The 20,469-nt window shown below is 54.4% G+C and carries 19 protein-coding genes and 1 rRNA gene; 7 read left to right on the forward strand and 13 right to left on the reverse strand.

Annotation, left to right across the window (positions count from 1 at the left end; all coding sequences use genetic code 11):
• Positions 1 to 412: 412 nt before the first annotated feature.
• From AC14IB_RS01320 to AC14IB_RS01350, 7 genes are all read right to left on the reverse strand, one after another.
• Positions 413 to 1,780, reverse strand: a complete 1,368-nt coding sequence (locus AC14IB_RS01320; protein ID WP_484230192.1) for a sigma-54-dependent transcriptional regulator — start codon at positions 1,778 to 1,780, stop codon at positions 413 to 415.
• On the reverse strand, positions 1,777 to 4,731 hold the full coding sequence (locus AC14IB_RS01325) for an ATP-binding protein (RefSeq protein WP_484230193.1): 2,955 nt from the start codon (positions 4,729 to 4,731) through the stop codon (positions 1,777 to 1,779). Before AC14IB_RS01325 ends, AC14IB_RS01320 begins: the two co-directional genes overlap by 4 nt.
• A complete protein-coding gene (locus AC14IB_RS01330) occupies positions 4,721 to 4,897 on the reverse strand; it encodes a hypothetical protein (RefSeq protein ID WP_198341579.1) in 177 nt (58 codons plus the stop codon). The genes AC14IB_RS01325 and AC14IB_RS01330 overlap by 11 nt, the downstream gene beginning before the upstream one ends.
• A 20-nt stretch (positions 4,898 to 4,917) precedes the next feature.
• Positions 4,918 to 5,913 (reverse strand): tRNA glutamyl-Q(34) synthetase GluQRS, encoded by a 996-nt coding sequence (gene gluQRS, locus AC14IB_RS01335; protein WP_484230218.1) that lies wholly within the window; start codon positions 5,911 to 5,913, stop codon positions 4,918 to 4,920.
• Positions 5,846 to 6,325 (reverse strand): RNA polymerase-binding protein DksA, encoded by a 480-nt coding sequence (dksA, locus tag AC14IB_RS01340; protein ID WP_484230194.1) that lies wholly within the window; start codon positions 6,323 to 6,325, stop codon positions 5,846 to 5,848. Before dksA ends, gluQRS begins: the two co-directional genes overlap by 68 nt.
• 67 nt (positions 6,326 to 6,392) lie before the next feature.
• Positions 6,393 to 6,731 (reverse strand): Rieske (2Fe-2S) protein, encoded by a 339-nt coding sequence (locus AC14IB_RS01345; RefSeq protein ID WP_484230195.1) that lies wholly within the window; start codon positions 6,729 to 6,731, stop codon positions 6,393 to 6,395.
• Positions 6,728 to 7,726 (reverse strand): adenosine kinase, encoded by a 999-nt coding sequence (locus AC14IB_RS01350; protein ID WP_484230196.1) that lies wholly within the window; start codon positions 7,724 to 7,726, stop codon positions 6,728 to 6,730. Before AC14IB_RS01350 ends, AC14IB_RS01345 begins: the two co-directional genes overlap by 4 nt.
• A 136-nt stretch (positions 7,727 to 7,862) precedes the next feature.
• Between AC14IB_RS01350 and mrcB the strand changes: the two genes are divergently transcribed.
• Complete coding sequence (gene mrcB, locus AC14IB_RS01355; RefSeq protein WP_484230197.1) at positions 7,863 to 10,175, forward strand: penicillin-binding protein 1B; 2,313 nt, start codon at positions 7,863 to 7,865, stop codon at positions 10,173 to 10,175.
• On the opposite strand, the gene AC14IB_RS01360 is transcribed toward mrcB, so the two are convergent.
• The 5 genes from AC14IB_RS01360 to hemJ are packed head-to-tail and all read right to left on the reverse strand — an operon-like array spanning position 10,161 to position 14,432.
• The gene (locus AC14IB_RS01360; protein WP_484230198.1) at positions 10,161 to 11,300 is read right to left on the reverse strand and encodes a DUF3108 domain-containing protein; all 1,140 of its coding nucleotides are present in this window, start codon (positions 11,298 to 11,300) and stop codon (positions 10,161 to 10,163) included. The two genes, mrcB and AC14IB_RS01360, sit on opposite strands and share 15 nt — an antisense overlap.
• Positions 11,301 to 12,587 (reverse strand): glutamate-1-semialdehyde 2,1-aminomutase, encoded by a 1,287-nt coding sequence (hemL, locus tag AC14IB_RS01365; protein WP_484230199.1) that lies wholly within the window; start codon positions 12,585 to 12,587, stop codon positions 11,301 to 11,303.
• Complete coding sequence (gene thiE / locus AC14IB_RS01370; RefSeq protein ID WP_484230200.1) at positions 12,584 to 13,270, reverse strand: thiamine phosphate synthase; 687 nt, start codon at positions 13,268 to 13,270, stop codon at positions 12,584 to 12,586. Before thiE ends, hemL begins: the two co-directional genes overlap by 4 nt.
• Positions 13,225 to 14,010, reverse strand: a complete 786-nt coding sequence (gene thiD / locus AC14IB_RS01375) for a bifunctional hydroxymethylpyrimidine kinase/phosphomethylpyrimidine kinase (protein ID WP_484230201.1) — start codon at positions 14,008 to 14,010, stop codon at positions 13,225 to 13,227. The genes thiE and thiD overlap by 46 nt, the downstream gene beginning before the upstream one ends.
• Positions 14,010 to 14,432, reverse strand: a complete 423-nt coding sequence (gene hemJ / locus AC14IB_RS01380; RefSeq protein WP_484230202.1) for a protoporphyrinogen oxidase HemJ — start codon at positions 14,430 to 14,432, stop codon at positions 14,010 to 14,012. Before hemJ ends, thiD begins: the two co-directional genes overlap by 1 nt.
• A gap of 160 nt (positions 14,433 to 14,592) precedes the next feature.
• On the opposite strand from hemJ, the gene argC reads away from it, so the two are divergent.
• The 4 genes from argC to erpA all read left to right on the forward strand — a co-directional run bounded on the left by argC (position 14,593) and on the right by erpA (position 17,137).
• Positions 14,593 to 15,624 carry an N-acetyl-gamma-glutamyl-phosphate reductase gene (gene argC / locus AC14IB_RS01385; protein ID WP_484230203.1) on the forward strand — a complete coding sequence of 344 codons (1,032 nt, stop codon included), beginning with the start codon at positions 14,593 to 14,595 and terminating at the stop codon, positions 15,622 to 15,624.
• Positions 15,624 to 16,319, forward strand: a complete 696-nt coding sequence (locus AC14IB_RS01390; protein WP_484230204.1) for a DUF6776 family protein — start codon at positions 15,624 to 15,626, stop codon at positions 16,317 to 16,319. Before argC ends, AC14IB_RS01390 begins: the two co-directional genes overlap by 1 nt.
• Positions 16,320 to 16,333: 14 nt before the next feature.
• Positions 16,334 to 16,723, forward strand: coding sequence for a bactofilin family protein (locus AC14IB_RS01395; RefSeq protein ID WP_068857406.1), 390 nt, complete (start codon positions 16,334 to 16,336; stop codon positions 16,721 to 16,723).
• 72 nt (positions 16,724 to 16,795) lie between these two features.
• Positions 16,796 to 17,137 carry an iron-sulfur cluster insertion protein ErpA gene (erpA, locus tag AC14IB_RS01400; protein WP_068857405.1) on the forward strand — a complete coding sequence of 114 codons (342 nt, stop codon included), beginning with the start codon at positions 16,796 to 16,798 and terminating at the stop codon, positions 17,135 to 17,137.
• An 8-nt stretch (positions 17,138 to 17,145) separates the two neighbouring features.
• Here the strand turns inward: erpA and AC14IB_RS01405 are convergent, their stop codons facing one another.
• On the reverse strand, positions 17,146 to 18,285 hold the full coding sequence (locus tag AC14IB_RS01405; protein ID WP_484230205.1) for an anhydro-N-acetylmuramic acid kinase: 1,140 nt from the start codon (positions 18,283 to 18,285) through the stop codon (positions 17,146 to 17,148).
• 118 nt (positions 18,286 to 18,403) lie between these two features.
• Here AC14IB_RS01405 and tyrS point away from each other — a divergent pair, with 118 nt between their 5' ends.
• Together tyrS and AC14IB_RS01415 are read left to right on the forward strand one after the other, a co-directional pair.
• Positions 18,404 to 19,603 carry a tyrosine--tRNA ligase gene (tyrS, locus tag AC14IB_RS01410; RefSeq protein ID WP_484230206.1) on the forward strand — a complete coding sequence of 400 codons (1,200 nt, stop codon included), beginning with the start codon at positions 18,404 to 18,406 and terminating at the stop codon, positions 19,601 to 19,603.
• A gap of 471 nt (positions 19,604 to 20,074) precedes the next feature.
• Positions 20,075 to 20,469: ribosomal RNA gene (locus tag AC14IB_RS01415) — 16S ribosomal RNA — on the forward strand; the annotation flags it as partial.

Below are 20,469 nucleotides of genomic sequence, written 5' to 3' on the forward strand. Positions count from 1 at the left end.
AAACAATGTGCGCGGATGATAGCAAGATTGAGCAGTAACTGTGCAGGGATTGAAGGCTTGGGGGAGGAGGCAATGCGGGAGGGGTTACCTCCCGCGGTCGCTGAACGGTGCGTGGCTTATGGCCATCTTATTATTCGAGGCATGAGTTATTTTTGTTGCCTGAGCATCCTGGCATTTGCAACCCAGCGTCCGGGCCGGTGCATTTTTGGATGCTTCCTCTAATGGGAAGCTGTGCGAGATTTTTTTTTGTTTTTCTCGCTGATAATCAATAGCACGGCGCGTGCCAACTATCGGAAATTTTATTTAACAATATAATCAATGACTTGAATACCTGTCACTTGTCGGATTGATGAAGTGAGTAGGCGCTCATGTTACTTGGGTAACACTCTTGTGTAGTTGGGTAACGAAATGGCTAGACCGGCTCGCTGCCGCGCTTACGCGGTATGCCCAGTCGCTGGCGTCGTTCCCACAAGGTTTTACGGCTAATACCCAGCTTCTGTGCAAGCTCTGTTTCCGACATTTGATCCTGATGCTCGAGGACAAAATGTTGAAAATAGTCCTCAAGTGACAAACCGGCGGGTGGTTCCTGAGCCGAAAGTGCTTCGGTCACTAACGTGACCGCTTGTCGCGGAAAATCGATGGCCAACAATTCAGGCGAAATTTCAGGGCCTTCACAAAGAATGACCGCGCGCTCAATGGCATTTTCTAGCTCGCGAATATTACCGGGCCAATGGTAGAGACTCATGGCTGTGATGGCGGCGGAGCTGAAGTGCAGCGAGGTGCTGCCTAAGCGGCCAATGGTGCGTTTTAGTAACGCATGTGCAATGTCTAAAATATCGTCGCCTCTCTCCCTGAGCGGCGGTAAGTTCAGCTCAACCACGTTTAAGCGGAAGAACAGGTCCTCACGAAATTGACCCATGCTGGCCATTTGTTTCAGGTTGCGATGGGTCGCGGCGATCAAGCGCACATCAATAGTCCGCGACTGAGTGGCACCTAAGCGGCGGACTTCTTTTTCTTGCAAAAGTCGTAGCAGTCGAGCTTGAGCATCAAGGGGCAGTTCGCCGATTTCATCGAGAAAGAGTGAGCCGCCATCCGCGGCTTCCACTAAGCCTTTGCGGAGTTGTTGTGCGCCCGTAAAGGCACCTTTTTCATGGCCAAACAGTTCGGACTCAATTAGCGATTCAGGAATGGCCGCACAGTTCACGGAAATGAGTGGCGCTTGGCGTCGAGGGCTTTGCTCATGCAAGGCACGGGCAACGAGCTCCTTGCCCGTGCCCGATTCACCATGAATCAGGACGGTGGTGTTTAGCGGTGCGACGCGCGCTATGCGCCGATGCAGTTGCTGCATAGCCTCACAATTACCAATGATGCCGCTGTCGGGCTGACTAGCGGCCACGGTCATTTGCAGTGCAGCATTCTGGCGGCGTAAAAGGCGTTCACGCAGAATACGATCGATGGTCAACAGCATGTCGTCATGATCAAACGGCTTGGCGATGTAATCAGCAGCCCCCGCACGTACTGCATCGACGGCAGAACGAATGCTGGCAAAGCTAGTCATAATTAGAACCGGTGTTTCTTGTGCCTTAGAGATTAAAGAGATGCCCGCCGCACCAGGCAAGCGCAGGTCTGAAATGATGAGGGAGTAGCTGTCGAGCGGCGCACCGGCGAGGGCCTCCTCCACACTACCGGCGATACTCACTTGATATCCATGCCGCTCAAGCAAACGCTTTAGGCTGCTTCGAATGACGGCTTCGTCATCTACAATCAAGACATGGTTCACGACGAAGTATCCTCAGCTAACGCCGCGGGCGTACTCGCCCACGGTAATAGAATTTGCACAATCACGCCTTGCCCTTGATCGTAGTCACGTTTATCGATGAGTTGAATTCGTCCCTGATGCGCCTCAATGATGCCGTGAACGAGCGCGAGACCCAGGCCGGTGCCTTTCCCTGGCGGTTTGGTGGTCACGAAGGGCTCGAACAGGTTGGCGCGAATGTCGCCATCGGGCAGGCCATGACCGAAGTCTTCAATTTCGATACGAACATGGTTGCCATGTCGGGCGGCACGCATGATGACCAAGCCCTTTTGCGTGCTGGCATCGCGGGCGTTGCTTAATAAGTTAATAAACACTTGGCAAAGTCGCTGAGCATCGCCACGAACAAAAACGCTATCTCGAATTTGATTGTCGAACTCCGCAAAGCGCGCTTCTGGTGACAGCTTAAGCAGGTGAACAGCTTCGGCCATCACCGCAGCGAGCGGCACGGCTTCAAACTCGCCTCTTGCATGATGCTCACTGCGAGAAAAACCAACCAGACTCTGAACAATTCGGCTGACCCGCTGGGTCTGTTCCAAAATACTTTGTGCCGTTTCATGGACTTCGTGGTCTGTAGGGTATTCAGCACGTAAGTTTTGGGCCAGTGAAGCAATGCCCGTGATCGGGTTGCCAATTTCGTGGGCAACACCTGCCGCTAAACGACCAATCGCGGCTAAGCGTTCGGCATGTTGGAGGCGTGACTCGAGCTGGTGTAGAGCGCTGACATCTTCCATGACCAACACTTGACTGCCGGCAGCATCACCAATGACGGCGCGATGCAAATTTAACCAACGCACTTGGCCTTCAATTTCGATGCGTGTCCGCAGTTGCTGCGAGCTGGGGTTTAGCAAGAAATCAGCAAATAGGGTGCTCCAAGGTGAGGGCAGATCTTCGAGTCGCGCCCCGATCATTTGCGAGTCGGCGCAGTGCGTGATCTGCATCATGGCGTGATTCCAGCTCATGATTTCGAGGTCGCCGGCGAGGGTGCAAACCCCCAAGGGGAGGTCATGCAGAGTTTGTCGGTGAAAGCGACGGAGTACGTCCAACTCACCGGCTAAGCCAGACAGTTTGTCGCGATACTCTTCGAGTCGAAGCTCAATGTAGTGAATATCGTCGCCGGGCGCATTGGCTACGATTTTATGCGGTAAATGCTCATCCAAGAGTTCCTGCGCCATGCTGGGGCCGAGTAGGCCCGATAAATTCGCATTGAGTTGCTCGCGCAGTCGCCGTAGCGCGTAGGGTCTACGTTCATCGAGCTTTAGACCCAGGTCATGAAGCGCCATCTTCACTTCGCGTTCGGCTGTGACCGGGCCAAGCGAGGGCGAGAGGGCGGCAATAAAGGCTTCCGTAGAGTCCGCATTTAGGCCCCAGCGCAGCGGGCTACGCAAGTTGTCCACGGAGCAGGCCTCGGCGACCTCTTTGTCGTCGCCACTCTGCGCGCTTAATAGCGAGAAGGCCAACATGCAGCCAATATTGGCCAGCGTGGCGATTAAACCCATGGCTTGCCAGTGGCCTAGCTGATTACTCACTTCAAGGCCTAGCCAAATACTGGCGTCGAGCGCTGGCATAAAGAATGCTGGCAATGCGAGGGTAAAAAACCAAATAAGGATGCCTGCGGCGAGGCCTATGAGTACGCCAGTGCTGGTGGCGCGAGGCCAAAACAGTAATGCCAGCATGCTGGGTGCCAGCTGGATGGTGGCAACAAAGGACAGCATCGACATTTCGGTGCTGTCAGGGCGCAGTGCCGGCAGCCAAGACAGTAAGAAGGCGGCGGATGGAATGCAAATGATCAGTAGGCGCTGTTGGTTTAGCGTGCGTTCATAAAGGTTATCGCCCGTGGAAAGGCCGCTAATAGGCAGCAGGACGTGATTGAGCAGCATGTTGGCGAGCGCCAGCGTGGTCACAATCAAAATGCCACTGGAGGCCGCTAGCGTGCCTAGGAATAGAATGAGTGTCATCCACGGCGAGCCGGATTGTAGGGTGATGCCAAGGCTGTAATACGTGGCGGGTAGTTTGAGCTGCAAGGCTTCGCCGGCCCAAAGCAGGACCGGAATACCCAATGCCATGAGAAGGAAATACAGGGGCACGCCCCAGCTCGCAGTAACGAGGTCGCGTGGTTCGCGATTCTCGGTAAAAGCCATTTGGTACATGCAGGGAACGACGACCGCTGCAAAGAAAAACAGTAAGAGCAAGCTGTGCCAGTAACCGCCTTGCAGGGGTTGATACATTTGCTGCAGGGCTGCGGGGTTGCTTTGCAGCCATTGATTTAGGCCTTGCTCACCGCCCAAGACGGAAAAATATGCATAAGCCGAAACAGCCAGCATGGCAATGAGTTTGATTAAGGATTCAGCGGCAATAGCAACCACAAGGCCATCATGGCTCAAGCCACGACTATTGCGCTGGCGGGTACCAAAGAGCAGCGTGAAGCAGATAAGAACGGCGCAGAAAAAAGCGCCCATGCTGCGCGTGCTATGCCCGCCCGTCACAATAAAAACGAGATCCGCCATGGTTTGCATTTGTGCCGTTAGCAGCGGCATGATGCCCACTAAAATGGCTAGTGTGGCCGTGCTGCCAACACTTTGGCTGCGAAATCGGAAGGCCAGCAGGTCAGGTAACGAGTGTAATTGATGGGTTTTTGCAAGGCGCAACAGGGGCTGCAAGAACATGGGTGCGACTAAGAACGCGCCCGCAATGCCCATGTAAAACGCAAGAAAGTTATAGCCAAAATCAGCCGCGAATTGAACCACACCGTAGAAGCCCCATGAGCTGATAAAAACGCCAAGGGACAAGGTATAAACCGCAGGATGGCGAACCCAGCGCAGCGGAAACCAGCCTTTTTCACTGGCATGCGCCAGCAAAAACAACAGGCCAAGGTAGGCGACGCTGAGGCCAAATAAAGTGCCGGGGCTAAAGATCATTGAGGTCTCGGCTGCGAGCGATCCACAGGGCCAGTACGATCAGCAGCGCCCAGATCACAAAGGGGCGATACCACGCGCTGCCGTTGGCACTCCACCAGTCAATAACGATGGGTGACAGTAGAAAAGCGCCGGCGACAAACAAAAGAATTAGGCGATCAATATACATGCACGACCCCGTAAGCAGTGTTACGCAAGGTAACAGTTTTGCTGAATGCTGTCAGGATGCGGTATGCGCTCGGGATGCCAGTTTGCACACGCCCAGGCCAGTATTTCAGGCGGGGAGGCATGGAGAAGGGCGGACGCCGGCATTTGACCCAGCGCTGCTAAGGCATGCCACAGGTTACGACTGGGCGTATTCGGATTGAGCGCAGGCGCGAGGTTCTGTTTGGACAGCTTTTGCCCGTTGGCGGCAGTCACTAAGGGTAAATGCAGGTAGCTTGGCCGTGCAAAATTAAGGCATTGCATCAGCCAGCATTGGCGTGCGGTATTGTCGAGCAGGTCTACGCCGCGCACCACCTCGGTGACCTGTGAGGCCTCGTCATCCAAAACCACGGCCAGTTGATAGGCGTACAAGCCATCCCGCCGCTTTAAGACAAAATCCCCCACCTCTTGATGCAGTGAGCTAGTCAGTGTGCCCCTCAGCAGATCTTGAAACTGGATTTCACCGGCCATCTCTGTTCGCAAGCGCCAGGCGGTATCTGCGCTAGTGAGTGTTGCGCCGCGGACATCGCAGGTGCCGGTACAGAGGCTGCGCGACGTGGGGTAGTGATGTAGCCGTGCATGCTCAAGCAGCTGAGCCCGAGAGCAACGACACGGATAGATCAGGTCTTTGGTTAGTAGCTGCTGAAGTGCGGATTCATAAACTTCGCTACGCTGGCTTTGAAATAGCACGTGGCCGTCGTGCAGAAGGCCGTGTTGATTTAGCGTTTGCAGAATGTCGTCGCTGGCGCCGGGCTCGGTGCGTGGAGGGTCTAAGTCCTCGATCCGGACTAGCCATTGCCCGCCGTGTTGTTTGACGTGAACGTAACTGCCGACGGCAGCCAGTAAGGAGCCCGCATGCAACCGTCCCGTGGGGGACGGTGCAAAGCGACCAACCGATGCAGAGCAGATGGCATTAACCGCCGAGAAGTTGTTTCTCTTTGATTTCCTGCAAGCTCTTGCAGTCGATGCAGAGGGTGGCAGTGGGGCGAGCTTCTAGGCGACGAATACCAATTTCGACGCCACAGTCGTCGCAGTAGCCGTAGTCATCTTTCTCAATGCGCTCAAGCGTCGAGTCAATCTTCTTGATCAGCTTGCGCTCCCGATCGCGGGTGCGTAGTTCCAGCGAAAACTCTTCTTCTTGCGTGGCGCGGTCGTTGGGATCTGGCAGGCTGCCCGACTCATCTTGCATGTGGTGAACAGTGCGATCCACCTCTTGCATGAGCTCTTGTTTCCAAGCGATCAAAATGTTGCGGAAGTGGTCACGCTGGGGGGGCGACATATAGTCTTCGCCCTTCACTTCTTTATAGGGAGCTAGACCATAAATTAAGCCATTTCCAACCACGGCTTTCTTTTTGGCGCTGCTTGCGGGTTTTTCGCTGGTGCGGGTAGCCATGTTCATCTCTCAAAAAGCAATCAGGAATCTATAACAGAGGCTACGGAATGGCGCAAACGCTCTCTGCTTAATTAGTCGTACTGGCGCTATCGGCCACGTAAATTTCGCCGTCTTCAATGCGAATGGGAACGGGCAACAAGGCCTCGCCATGGCAAGGCCCTGAAACGCATAGGCCGTCTTCCACTTGAAACAAGGCGCCATGATTGCTGCACACCAAATAGTGTCGTTCGCAATCCATGAATTCGTCGGGATTAAACTCCAAGTTGATGCCTAAGTGTGGGCAAATATTTTGCCAGGCATACACATTGGCATCCCGCAGCACCAGAATCACCTCTCCGGCGGGTGAGCGAAAGCTCCGCCCAACATTCTCTTCTAGCGCATTCAGTGCGCAAAGTCGGAAGCTCATGCGGATGCCTCTAGCAGTTCGCGGTACTGACTAAGGGCGAGCCGCGGGCCATATTGACTGACGACGGCGCTGGCGGTTTTTAATGCCAAGCGTGTGCTCTGTTCAAGTGTCCAGCCTTGGCTGAGGCCATGAAGCACAGCGCCAGCAACGCTATCGCCCGCGCCGAGAGTATCAATCGCTTTAGTGGGAATGGCTGGGAGCTCCAGAATGGCGTGTTGCGTCCAGGCCCAAGCACCTTCAGCGCCGCGAGTTAATACGCCGGTTTGAGCGACGGCACGTAAGGCGGTCAGAGCAACATCTAGGTCGTCGCTGTTGGCGAAGGCTTTAGCTTCCCATTCATTGCAAAAAAGCAGGTCCACGCCATCACCCAGTAACTCACGCAACTGGGGTTGGAAGTACTGAACCATGGCAGGGTCTGAGAACGTGAGGGCAATTTTCGCACCCGCTGCTCGTGCTTCTTGACGAGCCAAGGCAACGGCTGCGCGAGCGCTCGCCGAGGTGCTTAAATAGCCTTCGATGTAGAGCCAACGACTAGCGCGTAAGGCTTCAAGGTCTAGTTCGTCGGTCGATACATCAGCGGTAATGCCGAGGTAGGTATTCATGGTGCGTTCGCTGTCGGGTGTGACCATGACCACGCATGTGCCGGAAACACCATCAGGACGCTGTTCTTTCAAGTTGGTGCTAACTCCAGCCGCCAGCAGATCTTGGCGATAAAAGTCGCCGAGGCTGTCGTTAGCGACTTTGCAGCTATAAAAGCAGCGGCTGCCAAAGGCGCTGGCGGCAATAATGCTGTTGGCCGCAGAGCCACCACAGGCCTGTTTTTCGCGGCTGTGCTGAGTATCGAGCACGCTGAGTAGGCGGGCTTGCGCATCGGCTTCGGCTAAGGTCATGACACCTTTCTCAACGCCGAGCTGTTGTAGCACGGTATCTTCCACGCGATATTCAAGATCGACCAAAGCATTGCCTATGGCGTAAACATCAAAACGCGTTGTCATAAGTCTCTCTTTATTTAGCGGTGGAAAAACGCCAGCATTATAGAGACGCTGCGAGGGAACGCCATCCCGCAAATTACCGCAGGTGCTCAGCAATCGTTACAATCACATCACTTTTTGTTTATGAGTGCTGAACATCGTGTCTAAACCCCGCAGTCTTTGGCAGCGCATCCAGCCGGCTATCGTGCTTTTAATGATGCTTGTGGCGTTGATCACACTGGTGGGTGGGGGTGCTTATGTGATGCACCTGAATGACATTGTTCGAGAAAAATTTGAAGGCAAGCGTTGGGCAATTCCGGCCAAAGTATTCGCAAGACCACTGGTTTTACAGGTGGGTCTGCCGGTAAGTCTCAGCGAAGTGAAAAGTGAGCTGTCAGCACTCAACTACCGAGAGCTGACCGGAGCACCAACCCCTGGCACCTACTCGCAAGTCAATGAAACCCTCTATTTGCATACCCGAGGCTTTGCCTTTGCGGAGCAGCAACGGGTACCAGCCCAAGTGCTGCGCCTACAGTTTAGCGATCAACGCATCAGCTCTCTGGCCAGCACGCTGCCCAGTGCCAATGGCAGTGTGCAACTTGAGCCCATGGTGATTGGCGGGATTTACCCGAGTCAAAATGAAGATCGCGTGCTGATTCAGCTGAAGGAAGCGCCCCCGCATTTGGTGGACGCCTTAATCGCAACCGAAGACCAACGCTTTTATCATCACATTGGCATATCTGTGCGCGGCATTATGCGTGCCGTGTGGGTCAATTTCACCAGTGGGGCCGTGCGTCAGGGGGGGAGTACACTGACACAGCAGCTGGTGAAAAACTTCTACCTAACCGACGAGCGCTCGCTGCGGCGTAAGGTGAATGAAGCGCTGATGGCGATGCTGTTGGAATGGCATTACGAAAAGAATGAAATTCTCGAAACCTACCTCAACGAAGTGAATCTCGGGCAGCAAGGGTCGCGCTCTGTGAACGGCTTCGGGCTGGCGGCACAGTATTATTTTGGCCAACCCATTGCTGAGTTGTCCTTGCCGCAAGTGGCATTGCTTGTGGGTATGGTGAAAGGTCCGTCTTATTACAACCCGCGACGTCAGCCCGAACGTGCGCGCGAGCGCCGCAATATCGTGCTGGATAACTTGTATCGCGAAGGGTTTATTAGCGCGCCTATTCGCGATCAGGCGATGCGTATGCCGCTGGGTGTGATTGCGAAGCCCACGGCTGCCAGCAATGTGTACCCCGACTTTCTCGATTTAGTGCGGCGTCAGCTGCGTGAAAGTTATCAGCCCGAGGATTTAAGCAGCCAAGGCTTGCAGATTTTCACCACCTTAGATCCGCGTATGCAAAATGCGGCGGAGCGCGCGCTGGCGAGCACCATTGAGCGTCTACGCGGTCAGGGCCGCAGCCTAACTAAGGTCGAAGGTGTGGTGGTCGCCGCAGATAATCAAACCGGTGAATTGCGGGCGCTGGTCGGTGGCTCCGGTACCTTTACTGGCTACAACCGAGCCATTGATGCGTCGCGCCAAGTCGGTTCGCTGCTCAAGCCGCTAATCTATCTGACGGCCTTGGGTACGGGGCAATACACGTGGGCTTCTCCGGTGGATGATGGACCCGTTGATGTGGTCAGTGATGGCGGCAAATTGTGGCAGCCGCAAAACTACGACCAGCAAAGTCATGGCACGGTAACGCTACAAAGTGCATTAGCCCACTCCTATAACCAAGCGTCTGTTCGTCTCGGTATGACATTAGGTTTGCCAGCGTTTATGCAAACTTTGCAGCAGGTCGGCGTGAAGGTGGATAGCAAGCCTTACCCATCACTGCTGCTGGGTGCCTTGAATCAAACGCCGATGCAGGTGCTACAGCTGTATCAGACCTTGCTGTCTGGCGGGGTGCGCGCCCCGTTACAAAGTATTGTGGCTGTCTTGGATGCTCAAGGCCGCCCCTTGCAGCAGTTCGTTAGCGAACGCCAACAAATCATTGACCCCGCAGATGCCTACTTACTGCATTACGGCATGCAGCAAGTGATGCGTCAGGGCACGGGTGCACCGGCCTATCAGCGCCTGCCCTCCACTTGGGTGCTGGCGGGTAAGACGGGAACTACCAACGACATGAGGGATAGCTGGTTTGCCGGTAGTGCTGGCCGCACCTTGGCTGTCGTTTGGCTGGGCCGCGATGATAATCAGCCGATAGGCTTATCGGGTGGCACGGGCGCGTTGCCAGTTTGGGTCGAGTTTATGCATCGCTTGCAGCCAGTTGCGCCTATGCCGGCGATGCCGGATGGCGTGACATGGCCTTGGATTGATGTCGCCACGGGGCGACTCAGCGCTGAAACGTGTAGTGGCGCATTACGAGTCCCAGTATCTGCAAAAGCGTTGCCTGCGGAGCAAACCCCATGTGCTAGTGGCGGCGTGCCTGCCTTCATCGACTCCATGGTGGATGGTGTGTTGAATTTATTCCGACGTTAGGGGCTGTGCGTCTTGCTCGGGAGCGGGCGGTGTCACAGGCGGTGGGGCAGGATCGTTCAAGTGATCTGATTGCATCTGCGCTGGGATACCTTCGAGTACGTCGTTGTCGGGCAGAGCGGGCAGATCGCTGCCGAATACATTGTTGCCATCAAAGGCGAGTGAGCTCACCGACATTTCCAGCAAATTTCCTTTGCTGTCTGGCCCACTAAAACGTACCGGAAAATTGCGATAGGCCGGCGCCAACCAAATGTTATAGCCCTCTTGGCGCGTGCCATCACTGCGTGTGCGCTTGCCTTGCAGGTGGATGGTCTTGACCATGCCACCTGGAAGCTTCAGGGTTTCTTCCGCAACGACGCGTAAGGTAATTTCGTACACCGAGCTGCCCGTGGTGACCATTAATTTACGATCAGCCGTGCCTTCATATGTGACCGCCACATGAAACGGTAGGCTGGCCATGTCTTGCATGTCGGCCGTGAGTGGTGCGACTTTTGGACTGCCCGCTTTGCCGTGCAGAAGCTGATTCTGCGCGCGATCAAAGTTGGCGAAGTTGCGCAGTGTGTTGTTCAGCGAAAGCTGGTAGCGCTCAGGCTGTAAGCCATCAACCGTGACGTTGCCCTCACTCAAAATCTCCGCTTTGAAGCCGAATTTTCGAGCTTCATTTCGAATGACATAGCGCGTGCCCTCCATGAGCCATTGCTGACTTAAATCCATGGTGAAGCCATAGTAGTGGGCGCGCTGCTTTGCCAAAACAGACAGTGGAAACGTGAGGTCAGGTTCTGGTGCGGCGATCACAGGCGTCGAGGTTTGCTCCGGTGGAGATGAGACCGAAGTGGGTGCTGCGTTGATATCTTGGGCTGACTTCGGAAGGGCTATCTTGATTGGCGAAGTGGGTGCGGAGACGTTGGGTGATGCAGCTTTCAGCAAAGTGACTTGCATCACTGCGTCTGATCGTGAAACCGGCTTGGCAGCCAGTCTCACGCGTTTAACGGCTTCTGCTTTTTTGCGCTCAACCACTTCATCGACCGAAGCCTTTTGCCAGGGCCAGGAGAAATTGACATCAATGAACCAGCACACGTGCACGAAAGCTGACAGTGTCAGCGCCCAGAGCAGTGGCCGGCGTATCATTTAGCGGGTGGCCAGTAGGGCGCGCTCGGCGGCTGCGACGGTATTGGCAATGTCGGCACTGGTGTGTGCAATGGAGACAAAGCCGGCTTCAAATGCCGAGGGGGCTAAATAAATGCCTTCTTCTAACATGGCATGGAAAAAGCGTTTGAAGTGCTCAACATCGCAGGCCATCGTATCGCTGTAAGACCACACCGGTTTGTCATTAAAGAAGATACCGAACATGCCACCCACTTGATGTGTGGTGATGGCCACGCCCGCGGCGCGACCAGCCGCTTCTAAGCCGTCACAGAGTGCGCGCGTGTTGGCACTTAATTGCTCATGAAAGCCGGGCTGGCTAATGAGCTTTAATGTCATGAGGCCAGCGCGCATGGCAATGGGGTTGCCCGACAGGGTGCCGGCTTGATACACCGGGCCCAGAGGCGCGATGCATTCCATGATGTCACGCTTGCCGCCAAAGGCGCCGACCGGCATGCCACCGCCAATAATTTTGCCCAAGGTGGTTAAATCGGGTGTCACACCATAAAGAGCTTGAGCACCGCCTAAGGCAACACGAAAACCTGTCATCACTTCATCAAAAATGAGAACCGCACCGGAGCGATCACAGATCTCACGCAAACCTTGCAGGAAGCCCGGCAGCGGTGGAATCAAGTTCATGTTGCCCGCGACCGGCTCTACGATGACACAGGCCACTTCATGCCCTCGCTCAGCAAAGAAAGCTTGAGCGCTCGCCAAGTCGTTGTAGGGCAGGGTAATGGTATGGACTGCGAGGCTGTCCGGTACGCCGGCCGAGCTGGGGACGCCGAGCGTGAGCGCGCCGGAACCCGCTTTAACCAACAAGGAATCGGAGTGCCCGTGATAGCAGCCCTCAAACTTCACCAAGACATCGCGGCGCGTATAGCCACGTGCAAGTCGAATTGCGCTCATGGTGGCTTCGGTGCCGGAGCTGACCATGCGGATCAACTCCATGCTCGGCATTAACTCACGCACGCGTGTGGCCATTTCAACTTCCACTTCCGTAGGCGCACCAAAAGAGAGGCCGAGTGTGGCCGCCTCTTGTACTTCGCGAATCACCTCCGGATGAGCGTGACCCAAGATCGCCGGTCCCCAAGAGCAGACGTAATCGATATAGCAGCGGTCATCGGCGTCGAATAAATAAGCACCTTGAGCACGGGCGAAAAATACCGGGTTGCCACCGACCCCACGAAACGCTCGTACCGGCGAATTGACGCCGCCGGGAATGACCTCGCATGCAGCAGCGAATAAACGATCGGAACGATTGCTGGTCATGGCTGAATAAACTCCTGAGAAAATTGTTGTGCGCGTTGGCGTATGTCGGGGGCTTGCCAAAGATTGGCGATGACCGCAACCGCATCAGCGCCAGCGTCAATAACGGATGCCACATTATCCGGCGTAATGCCGCCTATCGCTACTAAAGGTAAGGTTAATTGTGCTCGCGCCGCACGCAATGTTGCGAGCGAACAAAGCTGTGTCTGGGGCTTTGTGGTCGAAGCAAACACGGCGCCGAACGCGACATAGCTTGCTCCGTCATGCACGGCTTGAAGGGCTAACTCAATACGGTTATGACAGGTCACGCCAATGATGGCGTGCTCGCCTAAGCGGGCCCTTGCAGTGGCAACTTGACCATCGCTTTGCCCGAGGTGAACGCCGTCGGCAGAAATGCGGGCAGCTAGCTCAACATCATCATTAATGAGTAGCGGAACTTGATATTGGCGACACAGCGCGAGTAGGGCCAAAGCCTCGTCCAGCCGACGCGTCTGTTCGCGCTCAAAATCGGCAGGGTTAAGACGGTCTGCTATTTTGTCTCGGTATTGCACGACGCGCGCTCCCCCAGCGAGCGCGGCAGCCACCGAAGCTAACAAGTGATCGCCGAGTTGTGAATCCGTGATGGCGTAGAGACCTTGGATCACGAGTGGGCATTCCACACGGAATGAATGCGACGAGGAAGCCATTGACCTTGAGTACGCGGTCGATCGGCATGCGTTAGGGCTGCGGTGACAAAGTGTTGACTCTGCTCAACGGCGGCCAACAGCGGCATGCCAGCCGCTAAGCCTGCGGCGAGTGCCGCAGCCAATGTGCAGCCCGAGCCGTGAAACTCGCCTTCAAGACGAGGTAGGCTGCTCTTCAACATTAATTCGCCTTTGCAATATAGGCTGTTGATGAGCTGGTCGCCGGGCTCGTGCCCCCCTTTTAACCAAATGTTTTCGGCGCCGGCCTCGGTGAGCCGCTCTACGGCTTCAGTGAGGTCGTCACAACCGGCGAGTAGTCGGGCTTCTACCGAGTTGGGGGTGATGATGGTCGTTAAAGGAAGTGCGGCAAGCAGAGCGTCGCGCAGGTCTTGTTGCGCCAAATTCCCCCCGGAATTTGCTGATAACACAGGGTCTAACACAACAGGCAGGTGGCGGAACGCATGGAGACTTTCGAAAACGGTGCGCACCGCCGCCGCTGAGCCCAGCATGCCCAATTTAATGCACGCCACGGGGAGGTCGGCTAAGACGCGCAAAGCCTGTTCGCGCATAAATTCGGGGGCCGTGAGTTGGAAGTCGTAAACGCGTTGGCTGTCCTGAACGGTCAGTGCGGTCGCAATAACGGCAGCATGGCCACCGAGTGCTGAAATCGACTCAATATCGGCCTGCAGGCCTGCGCCTCCCGAGGGGTCTAGCCCCGAAAAGCATAACGTGACCGGGCGCATCAGAAGGGTTTCACCACAACAAGGATGACAATCGCCACCAAGGCCAACACAGGCGCTTCATTAAAGAGGCGAAAAAAAACATGAGACTTCTGGCATCGGCGCTCGGCGAGTTGCACGCGGTAATGACCACAGGCTAGGTGGTAAATAATGAGAGCAAGCACCAGTACTAATTTGGCATGTAGCCAGCCTTGCCCCTGCCAGGCGGGCCACTGAACCACAAGCAATGCAAAGCCCAGCACAACGGTTAGTACCAACGAGGGCCACATGATGCCGCGATAGAGCTTGCGAGCCATAACAACAAAGCGCTCATGTCCCGCATCGTCGAGCGTTTGCACATGGTAAACAAACAAACGAGGCAGATAAAAAAGCCCTGCAAACCAACAAACGACAGCAATAATATGGAACGCTTTTAACCACAGCATAGTTTTCTCCTTCGATATCGCGCAGTCTGCCAATATCCTGCAAGGGCGGCTACTAGCCAAAGACCGAACGGAGTGTTTGCTCCTCAGCGGGGCTTCTCGGATAATCGCGCTATTGTTTTGCCGTAGCTCACCCTGTTGAGCACTCTGGAGTCATCGTCGCATGATTAACGTGGGAATTGTCGGGGGCACTGGCTACACCGGTGTCGAGTTGCTGCGCTTGCTGGCTCAGCATCCGCAGGTTCAGATTAAAGTCATCACCTCACGTGGCGATGCTGGCTTGCCGGTTGCTAGCATGTTCCCTAATTTGCGCGGCCACGTGGATCTAGCCTTTAGTGCACCTGATCTGGATAGTTTGCTGGCTTGTGACGTGGTGTTCTTTGCTACGCCCAACGGTATTGCCATGCAGCAAGTTCCCGCGCTTCTGGCGGCTGGTGTGAAGGTCATTGATCTCGCTGCGGATTTTCGACTTAAAGATGAACACACGTGGGCGCAATGGTATGGCATGCCGCACGCGTGCCCTGAGTTGTTGACCGATGCTGTGTATGGTCTTCCGGAGATCAACCGCGATGCCGTCCGTCAGGCGCGCTTAGTGGCTAACCCAGGGTGTTACCCCACGGCCGTGCAGCTGGGCTTCTTGCCCCTGATCAAAGCGGGCTTGTGTGACACGCAAAGTTTAATTGCCGATGTGAAGTCGGGTGTTTCTGGCGCAGGCAGGAAGGCTGAAGTACATAGCTTGCTATGCGAGACCAGTGAAAGCTTTAAGGCCTATGGGGTGTCAGGTCATCGGCACTTGCCCGAAATCCGTCAAGGCTTAACGCAGGCTAATGGCGCGCCCGTCGGGCTGACCTTCGTGCCGCATTTAACGCCAATGATTCGTGGGATTCATGCCACGCTTTATGCACGAGTTAAGGACACCTCGGTGGACTTGCAAGCGCTCTACGAAGCCGCCTACGCCGACGAACCTTTTGTGGATGTGATGCCTCAAGGCAGCCATCCCGAGACACGCAGTGTTAAAGGCGCCAATACCTGCCGACTGTCCGTATTTCGCCCACAGGGTGGCGACACCGTCGTTATTCTTTCAGTGATTGATAACTTAGTGAAGGGTGCAGCCGGGCAGGCGGTGCAAAACATGAATATTGTTTTTGGCTTTGATGAGTCCGAGGGGCTTCGTCACATTGGATTGCTGCCCTAATGGCCAGAGCTACGCGTCGTCGCGATCGCTTGCAGCGCATCATGCTGGTGCCTGTTAGCCCTTTGCGACAACTATCGACCCGTGCCGCATATATTTTGCTGGCACTGGTTTGCGTGTTGCTCGCTTTTATGGCGGGGCGCTGGTCTGTGCACCAGTCAGCAGCAGGTGTTGCTAAGCAGCTATCGCAATTGAATAAATCCAGTGCAACGCAATTGCGCTCACTGGAGTTGCAGACGGACATTCGCTTAAAAGAGTGCAGCATTATTCAGGCGGGATCAGAACGGCTGCAGGAAGACAATTTGGAGTTGCTCGCCAGCTTGGCTTTGCTAGAGGATCGCATGGCTTTTTATAAGCGATTGGCCGCCCCCCAATCTAGCGCAAACTCATTGACCATTGAGCAATTCGAGTTGCTGCCTGCAAAGCGTCCGGGACAGGTTCGCTATCGTCTGTTGGTCACTCGTGGCAATGCAGCAGGCTCTTCCACCAGTGCGACTGTTTCTGCTACCGCAAGTGCGGGCGGCCGCGTGATTAAGCTAGACATGCCTGCACCTCGATTTCAATTTCGTTATTATCAGCAGTTCAGTGGCGAGTGGACGTTGCCTGCGGGTTTCGTCCCTGAGCGCGTGGACATTCAGGTTCGTAGTGCCGCTGGCTCGATCAGTCGTCGGTATAAGTGGGAGCTCCAATCCCGCTAATTTTGAGGTTTCATATGTTTAACCCGAAGCAAAAAAAGACGGATTTATCCGCCTATAAAGACCATAGCTTTATCAGCAAGCAGGCTCGTATTCAGGGCGATATCCACTTTCAAGGCGCGCTGCACGTGGAAGGTCGTATTGAAGGGCAGGTAGTCGCTAAGGATGGTTGTTTGCACCTGCATGGTGAAATCGTCGGTGATATTGATGTCGCCAATGCCGTGATTAACGGAGTGGTGCGCGGGAATTTGACTTGTCATGAACATCTGGAGCTCGCAAGCGAGGCTCAGGTCTTTGGCACAGTGAATTATCACAGCTTAGAAATGATGTTGGGTGGTCAGGTCACCGGTTTAATGCAGCCGATGACCAAGCCAACACTGAGTGTGGTGAAAGAGCCAGCGGCATAAGTGTGAATAGTTGACTGCTTTACTTGGTTTTACGGCATAATCCACTGAGTCTATTTCCGAAGGTGTTGGTGAATGAGTGATGTAGCTGCGGCATTAGTTCTGAGTGACAAGGCGGCCGAAAAGGTACGCAAACTCCGTGCTGGTGAAGACAATCAGAACCTAAAGTTGCGTGTATACATTACAGGTGGCGGTTGTTCGGGCTTTTCCTACGGCTTCACGTTTGATGAGGCCGAAAAAGAGGGCGACTCTTTATTTCTGAATGGCGATGTCACCATGTTGGTTGATCCTATGAGTTTTCAGTATTTAGTGGGCTCGGAGATCGATTACGTCGAAGGCTTGAACGGGTCGCAATTTGTGGTGCACAACCCCAACGCGACGGCCACGTGTGGTTGCGGCTCCTCGTTTTCTATTTGATTCGACAGCTAAGCAATCACTAACCCTAGGCCAGCAGGATGATAGGCGCCCAGGACGCGGGGGCCTTTCGCTCCTGTTACCGTAGGTAAGTTACCCGCTAAACCCAGCACAGTTTGTCGCGCTAACCAAGCAAATGCCAAGGCCTCCACGCATTGCGGGTCTATGCCTTTACGTGCACTACTCGCAACCTGCCAATTCGGTAAGTTCTCGGCTAGTCGTGCCAGCAAAAAATCATTAAAGGCTCCGCCACCACAAACCACGAGCTCACCTGTCTCCGCTTTTGCGGTTTGCGTGATGCTCTGACAGATCGAGAGGGCGGTCAGCTCACTCAGGGTGGCTTGGATATCGGCTGCAGAGATTACTCGGGACTCGTCTGCTAGCTGCGCATTAAGCCAGTCCAAACCAAACTGCTCGCGCCCCGTACTTTTCGGTGCTGCTTGTTGAAAGAATGGATGCTGCAACAGGCGGTGCAGTAAAGCGTTATCAACCTGACCTGTGCTCGCCCATTGGCCGCCCTCATCGAAAGGCCTGCCGGTGTGTTGTTGGCACCACGCATCCAGCAACATATTCGCGGGTCCCGTATCAAACCCTATCGTTGGTTGTCCGGTATTTTTCGCCGGAATGATCGTGATGTTTGCAATTCCGCCTAAATTAAGCACCACGGTACAATCCGCATGATGGCCAAATAGCTGTTCGTGGAATGCTGGAACCAGGGGAGCGCCTTGTCCGCCTGCAGCCATGTCGCGCCGTCTGAAATCGCTGACGACAGCAATCCCTGTCTGCTCTGCTAGGGTGTTCGCGTCACCCAGCTGTAGCGAGAAGGCTGGCGTGAATGTTGGCCTATGCCGAATCGTTTGGCCATGAAAGCCAATGGCAGTAACTTGCGAGGCCGCTAGGCCAGATTCATTGAGGCAGCTAAGGCATGCTGTAGCAGTTTCTGCTGCAATGCGGTGGTCAAGTTTGCCAAGCTCATCAATGGACTCCAGTTGTCCGCTGGCCATGGCCAGAATGTTTGCACGCAGGTCCTCGGGCCAGCTTTGACTGACTCGTGCAATTAACGCAGGCTGGCTAGGGTGGGACCAGTCGGCAATCACGACATCTATTGCGTCAACACTCGTGCCCGACATCACGCCCATGAAAATACTCACAGCAGCCTCTAGCTCAATTCACTGAGCGATTAGCCTACCGTATTGGGAAGAAATCGACATCACGCCACACGGAAAGAGCAATGATAGAATCGCGAAAATTTTTGTTTGAGCAGAAGCAATGACACCGGAACAGCAACTCGCCCGAATCCAGCGCGGTACAGAAGAAATCATTCAAGTCGATGAGCTGTTGGCTCGTTTAAAGACAGGTCGGCCACTGAGGGTTAAGGCTGGCTTTGATCCAACAGCACCTGATTTGCACTTAGGGCATACCGTATTGATTAACAAGCTCAGGGTATTTCAAGACCTCGGGCATGAAGTCATTTTCTTGATCGGCGACTTCACGGGCATGATTGGCGACCCGACCGGCAAAAATGTGACACGCAAGCCGCTCACTGCTGAGCAGGTGGCAGTGAACGCACAGTCCTACGCTGAGCAGGTTTTTAAGATTTTAGATCCTGCGAAAACACGGGTGGTCTTCAATTCGGAATGGATGGGCAAAAAATCTGCTGCCGACATGATTCAGCTCGCGGCGCAGTACACCGTGACGCGGATGATGGAGCGCGATGACTTTAGTAAGCGCTTCGCAGCACAGCAGCCCATTTCTATTCATGAGTTTTTATACCCTCTTTTGCAGGGCTATGACTCCGTTGCACTAGAGGCTGATGTGGAGCTGGGCGGCACCGATCAGAAGTTCAATCTATTAATGGGCCGAACTTTGCAGGCCCGTCATGGTCAGCCAGCGCAAATCTGTATCACGGTTCCCATTCTTGAAGGTCTGGATGGCGTGCAGAAAATGTCCAAGTCCTTGGGTAACTACGTCGGCGTCACGGATTCGCCCGGGGAGATGTACCAAAAGCTCTTGTCGATTCCCGATAGTGTGATGTGGCGTTACTTCGAGCTGCTGAGCTTTAAAACCGTTGAAGCAGTTGCGCAGCTGCAAGCCGATGTCGAGGCTGGACGAAATCCGCAAGAGGTTAAGCGCCTTCTCGCAGAAGAGATCATTACTCGTTTCCACTCTGAAGAAGCAGCCGCTAATGCTCACAAGGCAGCAGGCAACGTATTGCAGAAAGGTGAGATTCCCGCTGATGTGCCGGACGTGGCGATCTCTCTTCTAGAAGGCGAGTCGCAAATTCATTTGGTGGCGGTGCTGAATCGCGCAGGTTTAACCAAGAACTCCGCCTCAGCAAAAGACGTGATACAGCGTAAGGCGGTTTTTGTCGATGGTCAGCCTGCGCCAGAGGGCTTTGCTATGAAAGCGGGTGACAGCCATGTTATTCAAGCGGGCAAGAAAGCGATTGCAAAGATCACGGTGTCGTAAATCGATTATGAAACACACGATTCGTTCGTTTTTGACGGAAAAGTGAGCGAACGATGAAGGTTTCGTGAAAAGGTGTTTGACACCTCGTTTTGCATCCCTATAATGCCCCCCACACCGCAGCGATGCTGAGGTGTAGCGAAGAAAGTTTGTTGAAAAACAATGACTTAAGTAGCGATAGCGGGTGATTTAGAGGTTCCGCTAGTTGATTCGAAGATGCTGAAAAATTTCTGCAAATTCTGATTGACACGGTGATGAGAATCACTAGAATACGCCTCCTCGCAAGACGCACTGCAGACGATGCAGTGATGAGTTCTTTAACAGTTTAGTCAAACAACTTGTGTGGGTTTTTGCAGTTGTGAGTGACATCGAAAGATGAAAACTATCAACGGCAATAACTTACTCGTGAATTCATGAGAAAGACCAATTGTTCGTTGAGCCAAGCTTGGTGCTCTTAAGGCACTATGTAGTATTAAACTGAAGAGTTTGATCATGGCTCAGATTGAACGCTGGCGGCAGGCTTAACACATGCAAGTCGAGCGGGGACTTCGGTCCTAGCGGCGAACGGGTGAGGAATGCTTGGGAATCTGCCTGGTAGTGGGGGATAACGTTTCGAAAGGAACGCTAATACCGCATACGTCCTACGGGAGAAAGGGGGGGATCTTCGGACCTCTCGCTATCAGATGAGCCCAAGTCGGATTAGCTAGTTGGTGAGGTAAAGGCTCACCAAGGCGACGATCCGTAGCTGGTCTGAGAGGATGATCAGCCACACTGGAACTGAGACACGGTCCAGACTCCTACGGGAGGCAGCAGTGGGGAATATTGGACAATGGGCGAAAGCCTGATCCAGCCATGCCGCGTGTGTGAAG

It is taken from the genome of Perlucidibaca sp. (assembly GCF_057084925.1).

What these genes read in the sequence shown, in the direction of transcription:
- AC14IB_RS01325 (WP_484230193.1), bottom strand. Translation starts at nt 4,731, where the DNA reads ATGATCTTTAGCCCCGGCACTTTATTTGGCCTCAGCGTCGCCTACCTT.
- AC14IB_RS01330 (WP_198341579.1), bottom strand. Translation starts at nt 4,897, where the DNA reads ATGTATATTGATCGCCTAATTCTTTTGTTTGTCGCCGGCGCTTTTCTA.
- dksA (WP_484230194.1), bottom strand. Translation starts at nt 6,325, where the DNA reads ATGGCTACCCGCACCAGCGAAAAACCCGCAAGCAGCGCCAAAAAGAAA.
- AC14IB_RS01345 (WP_484230195.1), bottom strand. Translation starts at nt 6,731, where the DNA reads ATGAGCTTCCGACTTTGCGCACTGAATGCGCTAGAAGAGAATGTTGGG.
- AC14IB_RS01350 (WP_484230196.1), bottom strand. Translation starts at nt 7,726, where the DNA reads ATGACAACGCGTTTTGATGTTTACGCCATAGGCAATGCTTTGGTCGAT.
- AC14IB_RS01360 (WP_484230198.1), bottom strand. Translation starts at nt 11,300, where the DNA reads ATGATACGCCGGCCACTGCTCTGGGCGCTGACACTGTCAGCTTTCGTG.
- hemL (WP_484230199.1), bottom strand. Translation starts at nt 12,587, where the DNA reads ATGACCAGCAATCGTTCCGATCGTTTATTCGCTGCTGCATGCGAGGTC.
- thiE (WP_484230200.1), bottom strand. Translation starts at nt 13,270, where the DNA reads ATGGCTTCCTCGTCGCATTCATTCCGTGTGGAATGCCCACTCGTGATC.
- thiD (WP_484230201.1), bottom strand. Translation starts at nt 14,010, where the DNA reads ATGCGCCCGGTCACGTTATGCTTTTCGGGGCTAGACCCCTCGGGAGGC.
- hemJ (WP_484230202.1), bottom strand. Translation starts at nt 14,432, where the DNA reads ATGCTGTGGTTAAAAGCGTTCCATATTATTGCTGTCGTTTGTTGGTTT.
- argC (WP_484230203.1), top strand. Translation starts at nt 14,593, where the DNA reads ATGATTAACGTGGGAATTGTCGGGGGCACTGGCTACACCGGTGTCGAG.
- AC14IB_RS01390 (WP_484230204.1), top strand. Translation starts at nt 15,624, where the DNA reads ATGGCCAGAGCTACGCGTCGTCGCGATCGCTTGCAGCGCATCATGCTG.
- AC14IB_RS01395 (WP_068857406.1), top strand. Translation starts at nt 16,334, where the DNA reads ATGTTTAACCCGAAGCAAAAAAAGACGGATTTATCCGCCTATAAAGAC.
- erpA (WP_068857405.1), top strand. Translation starts at nt 16,796, where the DNA reads ATGAGTGATGTAGCTGCGGCATTAGTTCTGAGTGACAAGGCGGCCGAA.
- tyrS (WP_484230206.1), top strand. Translation starts at nt 18,404, where the DNA reads ATGACACCGGAACAGCAACTCGCCCGAATCCAGCGCGGTACAGAAGAA.